This window comes from Melittangium boletus DSM 14713 (assembly GCF_002305855.1).
Classification (GTDB): Bacteria; Myxococcota; Myxococcia; order Myxococcales; family Myxococcaceae; genus Cystobacter; species Cystobacter boletus.
The window spans coordinates 1,508,612-1,523,137 of sequence record NZ_CP022163.1 but is presented as its reverse complement, the minus strand read 5'-3'; the positions used below and the strand labels follow the sequence as shown (position 1 = coordinate 1,523,137).

Below are 14,526 nucleotides of genomic sequence, written 5' to 3'. Positions count from 1 at the left end.
GGCAAAACCAGGGGGGGTCCTCTTTCGTGGCCGCCCGGCCCCTGGTTTTGCTTGGCGAGCGGACACTCAGGCCTTGGGCAACTCGCCCGCGACGATCACGATGGTCTCGTTCGCGTAGGTGTACGTCCCCTCATCCGTCTTGATGGTGCCGTCGAACACCAGCTTCACGCTGCCCGAGCGCGCCGACGTGGCGCTCACGTCCATGATGATCTTCACGTCCATGTCGAGCGAGTCGGAGATCTCCCCGTCGATGGTGATCTTGCCCTTGTGGGCGACGAAGAACCCGAAGCCCATGTACTTCGGGTCGAGGGTGATGCCCATGGTGGTGGTGAGGGTACCGTCGTACTCGTTCACCCCGTCCTCGTTGCAGGCATCGTAGGAGACCGCGTAGCTGAACAGCCCCTCGCCCGGGTTGGTGCTCGCCTGGAGCGTCAGGCTCGCCGAGCCGCTGTGGGCGCAGGTCGCGCTGATCTTCAGGTCCGAGGTGGCGCCGCTGGCCATCGCCCGCTCCACCAGGGCCTGTCCGGTCTTGCTGTGACCCCGGCCTGGGCCTTGCGAGGCCTGGAACGCGGCCTGGGCCGCGCCCTCCTTCCCTCCGCCGAGCTTCGCGCCTCCACAGGCAGCCAGACCCAGGGACATCACGGAGACCACCATCAGACGAATCGCGCGCGTCATATGTGCACCTTTTGTCGTGAGGAGCGAGGGGTCCGCTTCCGAGGCCGCTCGCGAGGGCGCGTCATGCCAGAGCGCTCGTTCCAGGGTCAATGCGGCACGAGTCTGTATGGCCCTGTTGCATTTCTTGACCGGTTAGGGGGCCGCGCGTATTTTCCGCGGCCCGAAGTGGATCGGAGTGGCAAGGAGTGGCGTGATGGGGATCGGCTGGGCTGACAAGGTGGATGTTTCCGCGTGTTCCGAGGCGTCTACGAGCACCAGATCGACGCGAAGGGGCGCACGAGCCTCCCGGCACGGCTGCGGGAGACGCTCGTGGGCGGCTACGACGAGCGGCTCATCATCACGACGGCGCTCGACCCCTGTCTGCACGCCTATCCGGTGCGCGAGTGGGAGCAGCTCGAGGTGGCACTCTCCAAGCGCAACCCCCTGGAGCCGGGCGTGAAGACGCTCATGCGGCTCTACGTGGCGAGCGCCCAGGAGTGCCCGCTCGACAAGCTGGGGCGGTTGGTGATCCCCCCGTCGCTTCGGGCGCACGCGGGGTTGGACAAGGACGTGGTGTGGGCGGGGATGGTGAAGGTGATCGAGTTGTGGAGCCGTGAGGGCTGGGCGCGTGCCCAGGAGGAGGCCCGCAAGGAAGCCTCCAGCGCGGACGTGATGCGCGTGCTCACCGAGCTGCGCCAGTAGCGGGCCGAAAGTTCGACGTGATGTGGGAAAGCCGGGAAGGTGGCGACATGAACCAGGTAGCCGAAGCGCAGGGCATCCGCGCGGTCTCCAGTGGCCGGGTGGAAACGCTCATGCTCGAGGGGGAGCTGCTGGAGAAGGACCTCGTCCAGGTGTGCGAGGACCTCGCGCTGCGCATGCAGCGGGGCCTGCGCAACGCCGTGCTCGACTTCAGCGAGGTGAGCCACCTGGACTACCGCGGCGTGAAGCCCCTGCTGGCGCGCGCCGATGCCTTCCGCAAGGCCGGCGGCGACATCAAGCTGTCGGGCCTGTCGCCCTACCTGGCCGCCATCTTCCGGGCCGCCGGGGCGCATGACAGCTTCGAGCTCTATCCGCACATGAACGACGCCCGGGCCGCCTTCGCGCTCGCGCGTGCTCCGTTCGTCTAACGCCTTGGCTGACTTCGGCCACCAGACCGTTCTCCTGCACGAGACGGTGGATGTCCTCCAACCGGGAGCGGGCAAGGTGATCATCGACGGCACGCTCGGCGGTGGAGGGCATTCCGCGGCACTGCTCGCCCGGGGCGCGAGCGTGCTCGGCGTGGACCGGGATCCGGTGGCGCTCGAGGCCGCGCGTGCCCGGCTCTCGGGCTCTCCGGGCTTCCAGGCCCGGCAGGGCAACTTCGGTGAGCTGCTCCGCGTGGCCGCGGATCTGCTTCCGGTGGATGGCGTCCTGGTGGACCTGGGGGTGTCCTCGCCCCAGCTCGACGTGGCGGAGCGGGGTTTTTCCTTCCAGAAGGAGGGGCCGCTGGACATGCGCATGGGCGACACGGGCCGCACCGCCGCGGAGTTCATCGCCGAGGAGGACGAGGCGGAGCTCGTGCGCGTGCTGCGCGAGTACGGCGAGGAGTCCTTCGCCAAGCCCATCGCCCGTGAGCTCAAGCGCGCGTTGCCCACGCGCACGCTGGAGGCCGCCGAGGTCGTCAAGCGCGCCGTGCCGCGCAAGGCCTGGCCCCAGAAGATCCACGTGGCCACGCGCACCTTCCAGGCGCTGCGCATGGCGGTGAATCAGGAATTGGAGTCCCTGGACTCCCTGCTGGCCGCGCTGCCGCGCCTCTTGAAGGTGGGGGGCCGCGCCGCCGTCATCTCGTTCCATTCTCTCGAGGACCGCAAGGTGAAGGAGACCTTTCGGGAACTGGTGGGCGGCTGTAAATGCCCGCCGGGCCTCCCGGTGTGCGTGTGTGGCGGCCAGGGGGATTTCTCCCTGGTGACGCGCAAGGCGCTCGCGCCCTCGGACGAGGAAATCGCCGCCAACCCCCGTGCCCGCAGCGCGCACCTGCGCGTGGTGGAGAAGATTCGATGAGCCGCAGCAAGTCCGTGTCGCGTGGTGTCGGTTCCAATGGGGCGTCGGTGGGCCGGGTGTTCCTGCACCTGCTGCCCGCGGTGCTGCTCTTCGCCCTGTTCGCCGGCGTGGGCATCCTCCACGTGACGAGCCGCGTGCTGGTGGTGGACATGGGCTACCGGTTGTCCAGGGCCGAGGCGGAGGGGCGGGATCTCACGCGGGAGAATGATCGGCTCAAGCTGGAGCTGGCCACGCTCAAGAACCCGTCGCGGCTGGAGAAGCTCGCGCGCGAGAAGCTGGGCATGTCCATGCCCACGGGCCCAGCCGTCATCGCCCTGCCCGAGGGGGGCAAGCGTCCCGTCCGGGTGGAGGCGCGGGGCGCCCGGGGCGTGCGCGTGGCCGAGCGCGGCGGATCTCTCTGAGGGGGCGGGTCGTGAAGGACTTCAAATCGGCGCGGGTGCCAGAGCCCAACACGAAGTGGATGCGGCTGCGCGTGAAGCTGCTCGCCGCCTTCTTCGTGTGCCTGCTCGTGGCCGCCTTCGGCCGCGCCGTGCACCTGCAAGTCGTCGAGCGCGACAAGCTGCGGGGGATGGCCCAGGATCAGTACGTGCGCCAGATCGAGATCCCCGCCCGGCGCGGCGACATCTTCGATCGACGTGGCACGCCCCTCGCCCAGAGCGTGGAGGTGGATTCCATCTGGGTGGACCCCTCGATGCTGCCGGACGTGAAGCAGGCTTCTCGCGCCCTGGCCCGGGCGTTGAAGCTGGATGCGAATGACGTGCTCGGCCGGCTCACGCGGGGCCGGCGCTTCGCCTGGGTCAAGCGCCAGGTGACGCCGCGCGAGGTGGAGGCGGTGAAGTCCCTGGGGCTGCCGGGGTTTGGCTTCGCCAAGGAGCCCAAGCGCTTCTACCCGCAGCGGGAGCTGGGCGCGCACGTGGTGGGCATGGTGGGACTGGATGGCCATGGCCTGGAAGGCCTGGAGATGGCCTTCGAGGACGAGCTGTCCGGGCAGAACTCCCGCCTGTCGGGCTTCCGGGACGCCAAGGGCCGCAAGTTGCTCGTCACGGGCGCGCCGGACAGCCTGGAGCGCCAGGGCGCCTCCGTCACCCTCACCCTGGACCGGCACTTGCAATACGTGGCCGAGAAGGCGCTCACCCGCGCGGTGGTGGATGCCCAGGCCACGGCGGGCATGGCCATCGTGATGGACCCGACGACGGGGGAACTGCTCGCCATCGCCAACGAGCCCCGATTCAACCCCAATGCCCCGGAGAAGGAAGCGCGCGCCAGCATGCGCAACCGCGCCGCGCTCGACGCCATCGAGCCCGGCTCGACGATGAAGGCCTTCGTCGTGGCGAGCGCCCTGGACCAGAAGGTCATCAAGCCAGACGACACCTTCTTCTGTGAGAACGGCTCCTGGCGGGTGGGCAAGCACACCATCCACGACACCCACGAGCATGGCTGGCTCACCCCCCAGCGGGTGCTGCAGGTGTCCTCCAACATCTGCTCGGCGAAGATCGGCCAGCTGCTCGGGCGCGAGCGCTTCGTGCAGGCCTACCGGGACTTCGGCTTCGGCGAGCGCACGGGCCTGGCCCTGCCCGGTGAGGCGCGGGGCTCCATCCCCTTTCCCAAGGCGGAGGTGTCGCTCGTCACGCAATCCTTCGGCCAGGGCATGACGGCCACCGCCGTGCAGATGGCCGCCGCCTGGAGCGCGCTGGCCAACGGGGGGGTGCTCATGAGGCCCTACCTGGTCTCCAAGGTGGTGGACCCGGACGGGGTGGTGCTACTGGAAAACCGTCCCACCGAGGTGCGGCGCGTCATTTCTCCCCAGAACTCCCGGCTGGTGGTCTCCATGCTCGAGAGCGTGGTGGCCAAGGGGGGCACCGCCACGAAGGCGGCCATGGAAGATTACCGGGTGGCGGGCAAGACGGGCACCGCCCAGAAGGTGGATCCCGTGGCTGGAGGGTACTCGGACAAGCGGATCGCTTCCTTCGTCGGCCTGTTGCCTGCCGAAAATCCGCGCGCGGTCATTCTCGTGATTGTGGACGAGCCCAAAACAGACGTGTACGGGGGAAACGTGGCCGCTCCCGCATTCAAGGAAATAGCTACCGCCGCCATGGCGCATCTGGCCGTCCCTCCCTCGCGAGAGGTACCGCTGCCGTCCACCGCCCTGCCGGCGGTGGCCGCTCAGCTGCCTCCCGCGAAGGCGGTGCCGGCCCGGGCCGTGGTGGAAGAGGTTGTCGCCGAGAACGTGGAGCCGGGCTCCGTCCGCGTTCCGGATGTCATGGGTCAGGCAGGACGCGAGGCGGTGACGAAGCTGCTCTCCGCGGCCCTGGAGCCACAATTGTCAGGTAGTGGACGCGTGGTAGCGCAGACTCCCGCCGCGGGTTCGCTGGTGGAGAAGGGTGCGCGGGTGACGCTGGAGCTGGCGACGCGGCAATGAGGCCGCGTACCCGAAGCCCAGCCGTCGCGCTTGCAGTATTTGTGAAGGGGAAAAGATGAAGCTGACGGATGTCCTCGCAGGGTGTGGTGCCGAGCAGACCTCGGGCGGCCGGACCCCGGTCGATGTGACGGGGGTGTCGCAGGACTCGCGCAAGGTGAAGCCGGGCGACCTGTTCGTCGCCGTTCCGGGTGCGAAGGAGGACGGCGCCCAGTTCGTGGGAGAGGCTGTCTCCCGCGGGGCCGTGGCGGTGGTGTCGGAGAAACCCCTGTCCTCGCAGGTGCCCTACTTCAAGGTGTCCAACGCCCGGAAGGCCCTGGCGCTCATCGCCGCCAACTTCCATGGCCGTCCCGCCGACCAGCTCACCCTGCTGGCCGTCACGGGAACCAACGGCAAGACGACCACGAGCTTCCTGCTCGAGGCCATGGCCGCCGCGGCCTACTCGTCGACGGGGGTGATTGGCACGCTGGGCTACAAGCTCGGTGGGGAGATCCATCCCACCACCCACACCACGCCGGAGCCGCTGGAGCTGCACCGGATCCTCCGCCAGATGGTGGACGCGGGCGTGGAGACGGTGGTGATGGAGGTGTCGAGCCACGCGCTGCTGCAGGAGCGGGTGCACGGCATCACCTTCAAGGCGGCCGCCTTCACCAACCTGACGCGCGACCACCTGGACTACCACAAGGATCTGGAGGAGTACTTCCAGGCCAAGCGCAAGCTCTTCCTGGAGAACCTGTCCCAGGGGGGCGTGGCGGTGGTCAACGGAGACGACACCTACGCCACGCGCATCTACAACGAGCTGCGCGGCGGCCAGCAGAAGCGCATGGCGTGGAAGTTCAGCCGCCAGGGCAACGGGGAGATCTCCGCCGCGGACGTGTCCTTCACGCTCAAGGGCATCCAGGGCACGCTCAAGACGCCCGCGGGTGACATCCCCTTGAAGAGCCGGCTGCTCGGCGCGCACAACCTGGAGAACATCCTGGCCGCCGCGGGTCTGGCGCTGGGCGCGGGCTTCGCGCGGCGCAAGGACGTGCAGCTGGGCATCGAGCGCATGGATGGCGTGGCCGGCCGCATGGAGCGCGTGGAGAACCACGGTCCCCAGGCGGGCGCGCCCACGGTGCTGGTGGACTACGCGCACACGGATGACGCCCTCAAGCGCGCGCTGGAGGCGGCTCGCGCCATGGCCAAGGGCCGCGTCATCGTGGTGTTCGGCTGCGGCGGCGAGCGCGACGCGGGCAAGCGTCCGCTCATGGGCGCCGCAGCGGCCGAGGGCGCGGACCTGTCCGTCATCACGAGCGACAACCCGCGCAACGAGAACGCCGACGACATCATCTCGCAGGTGACGCCGGGCCTGGAGAAGGGCGGCCTGCGCCGCATCTCCTCGGGCAAGGCCAAGAGCGGGGAGAAGGGCTACCTCGTGGAGGTGGATCGCAAGACCGCCATCGAGACGGCCATCTCGCTCGGCAAGGAGGACGACGTGGTCCTCATCGCGGGCAAGGGGCACGAGACGTCCCAGACCATCGGGACGGAGAAGCGCGACTTCGACGACCGCAAGGTGGCCGCGCGGGCGCTCGCCATCCGCACGTAGTCGAGGCCGTGCCGCGGGAGTCTCCCTTCCATGTCCGTGCGATTCTCGGATGAGCAGGTGGTGCAGGCGGCCGGGGCGACCCGGCGCGGCGGTGTGGCGGCGCGGTTCCAGGCCGTCTGCACGGACACTCGGGCCCTCACGCCCGGGTGTCTCTTCGTGGCGCTGCAGGGCGAGCGCTTCGATGCGCACGACTTCCTCGCTCAAGCGGCCCAGGGAGGCGCGACCGGCGCGGTGGTGAAACGCGGCCGGGCGCTGCCTCCACTTCCCGAGGGCTTCGCCCTCTACGAGGTGGAGGACACGCTCCAGGCGCTCGGCGCCCTGGGGCGTGCCCACCGCGAGCGCTTCCGGATTCCGGTGGGCGCGGTGGGCGGCTCCAACGGCAAGACGACCACCAAGGAAATGGTGGGCGCCATCCTCTCCACGCGCGGCCCCGCGCTGAAGACGGAAGGCAACTTCAACAACGAGATCGGCGTGCCCCTCACGCTCTTCCGCCTCGAGCCCTCGCACGTGGCGGCCGTGGTGGAGCTGGGCATGAACCAGCCCGGGGAGATGACGCGGCTCACGCGCGTGGCCCGTCCGGACGCGGCCGTCATCACCGTGGTGCAGCCCGAGCATCTGGAGGGCCTGGGCAGCCTCGAGGGCGTGGCCGAGGCCGAGGGCGAGATGTTCCGGGAGCTGCCGCCCGAGTCCGTGGCGGTGGTGAACCTGGATGACGCGCTCATTCCCGCCCAGGCGGCGCGCGGCCGGGCGAAACAGCTGACCTTTGGCCGGCATCCGGATGCCCAGGTGCGCCTGGCCCAGGTGACGCCGCGAGGCCGTCAGGGCCTGGACATGACCGTGCGCTACCAGGGCCAGGACTGGCCAGTGCGGCTGGGGTTCGTGGGGGAGCACAACGCGCTCAACGCCACGGGCGCCTTCGCGTTGGCGGTGGCGCTGGGCTACTCGCCGGACGAGTGCGTGAAGGGCCTGGAGTCGGCCCGGCCGTACGCGCGCCGGCTCAACGTGGTGGATGCGCCGCACGGCGTCACCGTGGTGGACGATTGCTACAACGCCAACCCGGCCTCGATGGGGGCCGCGCTGGACACGCTGCGCTCGCTGGTGGGCCCGGGAGGACGGGCCGTGGCGGTGCTCGGCGACATGCTGGAGCTGGGGCCCGGCGAGCTGGAGGAGCACGCGCGGCTGGGCGGGCTCGCGGCGAGCCGGGCGGAGTTGGTGGCATTTTTCGGACCGCGTTCACGCCAGGGCCTGGACGCGGCCGGCCTGGGCGACCGGGCCGCGCATTTCACCGAGGTGGAGCCCCTGTTGGCGTGGCTCCAATCGAAGCTCAAGGCGGGGGATGTGGTGCTGGTCAAGGCGAGCCGCGGGATGCGGCTGGAGCGCGTGGTGGCGGGTCTCACCGGAGTGACTCCGACGGCGGGGGGCCACTAGGTGCTCATCCTCCTCTACGAGTGGCTCAAGGACACGGACGCGGGGCGGCTGCTCAACTTCCTGCGCTACCCCACCTTCCGCATCATCGCGGCGGGCGTGGCCTCGCTCCTGCTGGGCATGCTCGTGGGTCCCCGGCTCATCGCGGCGTTGCGGCTCAAGCAGCACGGGCAGAGCAACGTGCGCGAGGACACGCCGGACACCCACAAGAAGAAAAAGGGCACGCCCACCATGGGCGGGGCGCTCATCCTCCTGTGCATCGCGGTGGGCACGTTCATCTTCGCGGATCTGCGCAGCCGCGCGGTGTGGGCGGCGCTGCTGCTCACCCTGGGCTACGGCTTCATCGGTTTCCTGGATGACTGGCTCAAGCTGTCCAAGCGCAACTCCAAGGGGCTCGCGGGCCGCTACAAGATGGTGCTGCAGACCGTCTTCTTCCTCGTGGCCGTCTTTGGCTTCATGTGCACGTGGACGGGGCCGGACGGCGCCTTCACGGGGCCCCGGCTGCTCATCGACACGCGCCTCACGCTGCCCTTCGTGCCCACGCACCGCTTCAACCCGGACTTCGGCTGGTTCTACGTGCTGTTCGCCTGGGTCGTCGTGGTGGGCACCTCCAACGCCGTCAACATCACCGACGGCCTGGACGGCCTGGCCATCATGCCCACCATCATCGCGGCCAGTACCTTCGCGGTGCTCTGCTACGTGGCGGGCTCCTCCATCCGCCTGTCCGACGTGGAGACCGTGGACGGCGCGGCGCGCCTGGTGGGCATTCCCCTGTGGCGCTACCTGGGCGTGCCCCAGGTGCCCGGTGGCGCGGAACTGTCCATCTTCTGCGCCAGCATCGTGGGCGCGGGCATCTCCTTCCTCTGGTTCAACGCCTACCCGGCCTCCGTCTTCATGGGCGACATCGGCTCGCTCGCGCTGGGCGGGGCGCTCGGGGGCCTCGCGGTGCTGTCCAAGAACGAGGTGGTGTCCGCCATCATCCACGGGGTCTTCTTCGCGGAGATCCTCAGCGTGATGATCCAGGTCACCTCCTTCAAGCTCACCGGCAAGCGCGTCTTCAAGATGGCGCCGGTGCACCACCACTTCGAGCTCAAGGGCATCGCCGAGCCGAAGATCATCGTGCGCTTCTGGATCGTCGCCATCCTCTGTGGCGGCGTGGCCTTGCTGTCACTCAAATTGCGCTAGTCGCGAAGGAGCATGGCGCGCATGACGCCCGACCTGCTGCGGGACTCGAAGGTGGCCGTGTACGGGTTGGCCAAGAGTGGTCTGGCCGCCATCCGTCTGCTGGTCCAGAAGGGCGCGCGCGTGACGGCGCTCGATGCTCGGACCGAGGAGGCCCTGGGCGCGACGGCGCGCGAACTCAAGGCCCAGGGCGTCACGCTCGTCACCGCCCCTCCGCCGCCGGGTCTGCTCGAATCGCACCGGCTCGTGGTGGTGAGCCCGGGCGTGCCCCTGGCGCTGCCGGAGCTCCAGGCGGCGCGCGCCGCGGGCGTGCCCGTGTGGGGCGAGGTGGAGCTGGCCGGGCGCTTCCTCTCGCACGTGCCGCTCTTCGGCATCACCGGCACCAACGGCAAGAGCACCACCACGGCGCTCACCGGTGAGCTGTTCGCCCAGGGCGGCGGCCGCACGTTCGTCGGCGGCAACCTCGGGCGCCCCTTCGCCGAGGCGGCCTTGACCCCCGAGGCCTGGGACGCGCTGGTGGTGGAGCTCTCCAGCTTCCAGCTCGAGGGCATCGACTCGCTGCGGCCCCGGGGGGCCGCCATCCTCAACCTCACGCCGGACCACATCGACCGGTACCCGGATCACGCGGCTTACGGCGCGGCGAAGGCCCGCATCTGGCGCCAGCAGACCGGAGCGGATTTCGCCGTGGTGAACGCGGACGACGCGGACGTGATGCGGCTGGCCGAGTCCGCTCCCGGGCCCGTCTACGGTTTCAGTCTCACCGGACAACCGGTGGCCGAGGCGCCTCGGCTCGTCGGCCTGGCGGTGGCGCGGCCCGGAGGCTTCGGCTTCGAGGGCGTGGGCGACCCGGGGGAGACCTTCACCCTCACCAACCGCGCGCTGCGCGGAGGCCACAACACGCAGAACGCCATGGCGGCGGCGCTGCTGGCCCGGTTGGGGGGCGTCTCGCACGCGGCGGTGCAGGCGGGCCTCGACAGCTATCCGGGACTTCCCCACCGTCTGGAGAGCGTGCGCGTGCTGGAGGGTGTGGAGTGGGTGAATGACTCCAAGGCCACCAACGTGGACTCGGTGCTGGTGGCCCTGCGCGCCTTCTCCCGGGACGTGCTCCTCATCGCGGGAGGCAAGGGCAAGGGGGCTCCCTACGCTCCCATGGTGGAGGAGGGCCGCAGCAAGGTGAAGGCGGTGCTCACCATCGGCCAGGACGCCCCGTTGCTCGCCCAGGCCTACGAGGGGGTGGCTCGCGTGTACCCGTGTGGCACGCTCGCCGACGCCGTCCGCCAGGCCCGGGCGCTGGCGACGGCGGGGGACACCATTCTTTTGTCACCCGCCTGCGCGTCCTATGATCAGTTCCAGAACTTCGAGCACCGGGGCGACACCTTCAAGCGCCTGGTAGGGGAACTCTGATCCCATGAAGGCCATCGCCTCCGCGTCCACCGCCCCCGTGCGGTTCGACGCGTTGTTGTTGTGTGCCGTGCTGTCGCTCGTCTCGCTCGGTCTGGTGATGGTGTACTCGGCGAGCGCCGTCATGGCCCAGGACAAGCTGGGCGACAGCTTCTACTTCCTCAACCGTCAGTTGCTGGCGGTGGCCATGGGCGTGGTGGCGATGGCGGTGGGCATGAAGGTGGGCTGGAGGCGCCTGGCGCGGCTCGCCTACCCGCTGCTGCTCGTGACGCTGGTGCTGCTCGTGCTGGTGCTCATTCCGGGCATCGGCACCACGGTGGGCGGCGCGCGCCGGTGGATCCGCCTGCCGGGCTTCGGCCTGCAGCCCGCCGAGGTGGCCAAGTTCGCCTGGGTCGTCTACCTGTCCTACTCGCTGGCCAAGAAGCGCGAGAAGGTGGCGACGTTCTCCGTGGGATTCCTCCCGCACCTGCTGCTGTGCGGCCTCCTGGTGGGACTTTGTATGCTCCAGCCGGACTTTGGCAGCTCGGTGTTGTTGGTGTTCCTCTTGTTCGCCCTGCTGTTCGCCGCGGGCACCAAGGTGAGCTACCTGGTGGGCTCGGTGCTGCTGGCGCTGCCCCTGGCCTACGCGGCCATCGCGACGAGCCCCTACCGGATGAAGCGCGTGCTGGCCTTCCTGGATCCGTGGGCCCACCGGCACGACATCGGCTACCAGGTGGCCGAGTCCCTCATGTCCATTGGCTCCGGCGGCCTCACGGGCCTGGGACTGGGAGACGGCCGGCAGAAGCTCTTCTTCCTGCCCGAGGCGCACACGGACTTCATCTTCGCCATCATCGGCGAGGAGCTGGGCCTCTTGGGGGTGGGGGTGCTGGTGGTGCTCTACGCCCTCATCATCTGGCGCGGCGTCCGGGCGAGCCTCGCGGCCCCGGAGGTGTTCGGCACCTACCTGGGCCTGGGCATCACCTCCATCATCGCCTTTCAGGCCACGGTGAACATGTGCGTGGCGATGGGCTTGCTGCCGACCAAGGGCCTGACGCTCCCTTTCGTGTCGTATGGAGGCTCTTCCCTGGTGGTGTTGATGGGGGCGGCCGGTGTATTGCTCTCGCTCAGTGCCAGTGCGCAGCCGGGCGGCGGTAACCGTCCCCAGCGCTCCGGCGGTGATTTGAGGGAGGTGGCGGCGTGAAGGTGCTCATCGCGGGAGGCGGTACGGGAGGCCATCTCTACCCGGGCATTGCCCTGGCGGAAGAGGTGGTGACGCGGCACCACGCCAACCAGGTGGTGTTCGTGGGCACCGAGCGCGGCCTGGAGGCCCGGGTGGTTCCCCGCGAGGGCTACCCCCTGGAGACCATCCGCGCCCAGGGGCTCAAGGGCAAGGGCCTGCTGGGGCTGCTCAAGGGGCTGCTCGTGCTGCCCCTGGCCTTCATCGAGTCCTTCAAGATCCTCCGCAAGCACATGCCGGACGTGGTGGTGGGGGTGGGGGGCTACTCGAGCGGACCGGTGGTGCTCGCCGCGGCGCTCCTGGGCATCCCCACGGCGGTGCAGGAGCAGAACGCGCTGCCGGGGCTCACCAACAAGGTGCTCGGCCGGTTCGCGCGCGTCGTCTTCACCGCCTTCGCGGGGGCGGGCGCCTTCTTTCCCTCGCGCAAGGTGCAGCTCGTGGGCAACCCCATCCGCCGCAAGCTGATGGACAACTTCCTGCTCGCGCACGTGGCCCACGACACCTTCTCCCTGCTCGTCTTCGGCGGCAGCCTGGGCGCCCGCGGCATCAACCAGCGGATGCTCGACGCGTTGGAGCACCTGGGAGACCTCAAGGGCCAGCTGCGCATCGTCCACCAGACGGGCAAGAAGGACCTGGAGACGGTGCGCCAGGGTTACGCCTCCCGGGGCTTCGAGGCCCAGGTGGTGGAGTTCATCGACGACATGTCCAGCGCCTACGCCGAGGCCTCGCTCGTCGTGTGCCGCGCGGGCGCCACCACGCTCTCCGAGCTGATGGTGGCCAAGAAGGCCAGCATCCTCATCCCCTTTCCCTTCGCCACGGATGACCACCAGGCGGTCAACGCCCAGGAGATGGTGTCCGCGGGCGCCGCCCTCATGTTCCGCGAGTCGGAGCTGACGGGACAGAAGCTGGCCGCGGAGATCCGCCGTCTCAAGGACGAGCCGGAGCGGCTGCGCCAGATGGAGAAGAAGGCGGGCCTGCTCGGCCGTCCCGAGGCCGCCAAGGAGCTGGCGGACGTGCTCGTGGACCTGATGGTGAAGAAGTACGGCCCGGATGGACGCGCCGTGGAGCGGGGAGAGGATCCCCGCCCGAAGAAGCCGGCCCCGAAGAAAACCGAGGGCAACGGCAAGCCGACGGATGGCAACGAAAAGCAGGCTTGAGGAGAAAATACCTTCGTGACGACTCAGCGCCCCGCCAGGACCACGAGCCTCTTCAAGACGCGTCATGCCGCGCACGTGCACTTCGTGGGCATTGGCGGCATCGGCATGAGCGGCATCGCCGAGGTGTTGCTCAACCTCGGCTACCGCGTGTCCGGCTCGGACCTCAAGGCCAGTGACATCACCCGGCGCCTCGAGCGCCTGGGCGCCACGCTCTTCGAGGGGCACCGCGCGGACAACCTCGTGCACGCGGACGTGGTCGTCATCTCCTCGGCCGTGCGCAAGGACAACCCCGAGGTCCTCACCGCGCGCCAGCGCAAGATTCCCGTCATCCCCCGCGCGGAGATGCTCGCGGAGCTCATGCGGCTCAAGTACGCCGTCGCCGTCGCGGGCAGCCACGGCAAGACGACCACCACCTCCATGGTGGCCACCGTGCTGTCCGCCGCGGGCCTCGATCCCACGGCCGTGGTGGGTGGCAAGGTGAACGTGCTCGACTCCAACGCCAAGCTCGGCAAGAGCGAGCTCATGGTGGTGGAGGCCGACGAGAGCGACGGCAGCTTCCTGCACCTGCACCCGTCCATCTCCATCGTCACCAACATCGACCCGGAGCACATGGACCACTACGGCACGCTGGAGAACCTGAAGGAGGCCTTCACGTCCTTCTGCAACCGCGTGCCCTTCTACGGTCTCAACGTCCTGTGCCTGGACAACCCCAACGTCCAGTCGCTCCTGCCGCACCTGGAGAAGCGCTTCGTCACCTACGGCAGCTCGCACATGGCGGACTACCGGCTGGAGGGCGTGCGGCTCGAGGGCTTCAGCACCCGCTTCGAGGCCTTCCGGCGGGAGGAGCCGCTCGGGGAGTTCCGCGTGCGCATGGTGGGCGCGCACAACGCGCTCAACGCCCTGGCCGTCATCGCCGCGGCCGAGGAGATGGACGTGCCCCTGGACGTGGTGCGCGCCGCGCTGGCCGAGTTCGGCGGCGTGCAGCGGCGCTTCACCGTGCGCGGCGAGGTGGCGGGGATCACCGTGGTGGACGACTACGGGCACCACCCCACCGAGGTCCAGGCCACGCTCGCGGGCGCCCGGCGCGCCTTCGGCCGCAGGCTCGTGGTGGCCTTCCAGCCCCACCGCTACACGCGCACCCACGAGCTCTTCAAGGAGTTCGCCACCTCCTTCAACGACGCGGACGTGCTCTTCGTCTCCAACGTCTATGCCGCGGGCGAGGAGCCCATCCCCGGCGCCACCGCCGACGCCCTGGCCGAGGCCATCCGCGAGCACGGCCACCGCGACGTCACCTTCGTGGAGAAGCGCACGGACCTGGCGCGCGCCCTGTTGCCCCGGCTTCGCGAGGGAGACCTCGTGCTCACGCTCGGCGCGGGCGACATCACCCAGGTGGGTCCGGAACTCGTCGAACTGCTCAAGCGGCACGGGCTGGGGAAGGGCGACTAGGGCA

General features: G+C 69.4%; 13 protein-coding genes. 12 read left to right on the top strand and 1 reads right to left on the bottom strand.

The features are described 5' to 3' along the window. Positions 1–66: 66 nt before the first annotated feature. Complete coding sequence (locus MEBOL_RS06425) at positions 67–675, bottom strand: hypothetical protein (protein WP_095976583.1); 609 nt, start codon at positions 673–675, stop codon at positions 67–69. 231 nt (positions 676–906) lie between these two features. On the opposite strand from MEBOL_RS06425, the gene mraZ reads away from it, so the two are divergent. From mraZ to murC, 12 genes are read left to right on the top strand one after another with little or no spacing between them, the layout of a single operon-like run. Continuing rightward, positions 907–1,356 carry a division/cell wall cluster transcriptional repressor MraZ gene (mraZ, locus tag MEBOL_RS06420; RefSeq protein WP_095976582.1) on the top strand — a complete coding sequence of 150 codons (450 nt, stop codon included), beginning with the start codon at positions 907–909 and terminating at the stop codon, positions 1,354–1,356. Positions 1,357–1,403: 47 nt separating this feature from the next. Further along, on the top strand, positions 1,404–1,781 hold the full coding sequence (locus MEBOL_RS06415) for an STAS domain-containing protein (RefSeq protein ID WP_095976581.1): 378 nt from the start codon (positions 1,404–1,406) through the stop codon (positions 1,779–1,781). Positions 1,782–1,785: 4 nt separating this feature from the next. Continuing rightward, entirely contained in the window at positions 1,786–2,694 is a 909-nt protein-coding gene (rsmH, locus tag MEBOL_RS06410) for a 16S rRNA (cytosine(1402)-N(4))-methyltransferase RsmH (RefSeq protein ID WP_095982615.1), read from the top strand. After that, positions 2,691–3,095, top strand: a complete 405-nt coding sequence (gene ftsL / locus MEBOL_RS06405) for a cell division protein FtsL (RefSeq protein ID WP_095976580.1) — start codon at positions 2,691–2,693, stop codon at positions 3,093–3,095. Before rsmH ends, ftsL begins: the two co-directional genes overlap by 4 nt. An 11-nt stretch (positions 3,096–3,106) precedes the next feature. After that, positions 3,107–5,113, top strand: a complete 2,007-nt coding sequence (locus MEBOL_RS06400) for a penicillin-binding protein (RefSeq protein WP_095976579.1) — start codon at positions 3,107–3,109, stop codon at positions 5,111–5,113. A gap of 55 nt (positions 5,114–5,168) precedes the next feature. Then, the gene (locus tag MEBOL_RS06395; RefSeq protein ID WP_095976578.1) at positions 5,169–6,695 is read left to right on the top strand and encodes a UDP-N-acetylmuramoyl-L-alanyl-D-glutamate--2,6-diaminopimelate ligase; all 1,527 of its coding nucleotides are present in this window, start codon (positions 5,169–5,171) and stop codon (positions 6,693–6,695) included. Positions 6,696–6,725: 30 nt separating this feature from the next. Further along, positions 6,726–8,123, top strand: a complete 1,398-nt coding sequence (locus MEBOL_RS06390; RefSeq protein WP_095976577.1) for a UDP-N-acetylmuramoyl-tripeptide--D-alanyl-D-alanine ligase — start codon at positions 6,726–6,728, stop codon at positions 8,121–8,123. Continuing rightward, positions 8,124–9,305, top strand: a complete 1,182-nt coding sequence (gene mraY / locus MEBOL_RS06385) for a phospho-N-acetylmuramoyl-pentapeptide-transferase (protein ID WP_095976576.1) — start codon at positions 8,124–8,126, stop codon at positions 9,303–9,305. A gap of 21 nt (positions 9,306–9,326) precedes the next feature. Beyond that, entirely contained in the window at positions 9,327–10,706 is a 1,380-nt protein-coding gene (gene murD, locus MEBOL_RS06380) for a UDP-N-acetylmuramoyl-L-alanine--D-glutamate ligase (RefSeq protein ID WP_095976575.1), read from the top strand. A 4-nt stretch (positions 10,707–10,710) separates the two neighbouring features. Further along, complete coding sequence (ftsW, locus tag MEBOL_RS06375; RefSeq protein ID WP_095976574.1) at positions 10,711–11,883, top strand: putative lipid II flippase FtsW; 1,173 nt, start codon at positions 10,711–10,713, stop codon at positions 11,881–11,883. Next, entirely contained in the window at positions 11,880–13,076 is a 1,197-nt protein-coding gene (gene murG / locus MEBOL_RS06370) for an undecaprenyldiphospho-muramoylpentapeptide beta-N-acetylglucosaminyltransferase (protein ID WP_095976573.1), read from the top strand. The genes ftsW and murG overlap by 4 nt, the downstream gene beginning before the upstream one ends. Before the next feature lie 15 nt (positions 13,077–13,091). Beyond that, entirely contained in the window at positions 13,092–14,522 is a 1,431-nt protein-coding gene (gene murC / locus MEBOL_RS06365; protein ID WP_095976572.1) for a UDP-N-acetylmuramate--L-alanine ligase, read from the top strand. The last annotated feature ends 4 nt before the right edge of the window (positions 14,523–14,526 follow it).

Excerpts from the sequence above, each read along its gene's own strand:
- MEBOL_RS06425 (WP_095976583.1), bottom strand. The coding sequence starts at position 675 with ATGACGCGCGCGATTCGTCTGATGGTGGTCTCCGTGATGTCCCTGGGT.
- MEBOL_RS06415 (WP_095976581.1), top strand. The coding sequence starts at position 1,404 with ATGAACCAGGTAGCCGAAGCGCAGGGCATCCGCGCGGTCTCCAGTGGC.
- ftsL (WP_095976580.1), top strand. The coding sequence starts at position 2,691 with ATGAGCCGCAGCAAGTCCGTGTCGCGTGGTGTCGGTTCCAATGGGGCG.
- MEBOL_RS06395 (WP_095976578.1), top strand. The coding sequence starts at position 5,169 with ATGAAGCTGACGGATGTCCTCGCAGGGTGTGGTGCCGAGCAGACCTCG.
- MEBOL_RS06390 (WP_095976577.1), top strand. The coding sequence starts at position 6,726 with ATGTCCGTGCGATTCTCGGATGAGCAGGTGGTGCAGGCGGCCGGGGCG.
- murD (WP_095976575.1), top strand. The coding sequence starts at position 9,327 with ATGACGCCCGACCTGCTGCGGGACTCGAAGGTGGCCGTGTACGGGTTG.
- ftsW (WP_095976574.1), top strand. The coding sequence starts at position 10,711 with ATGAAGGCCATCGCCTCCGCGTCCACCGCCCCCGTGCGGTTCGACGCG.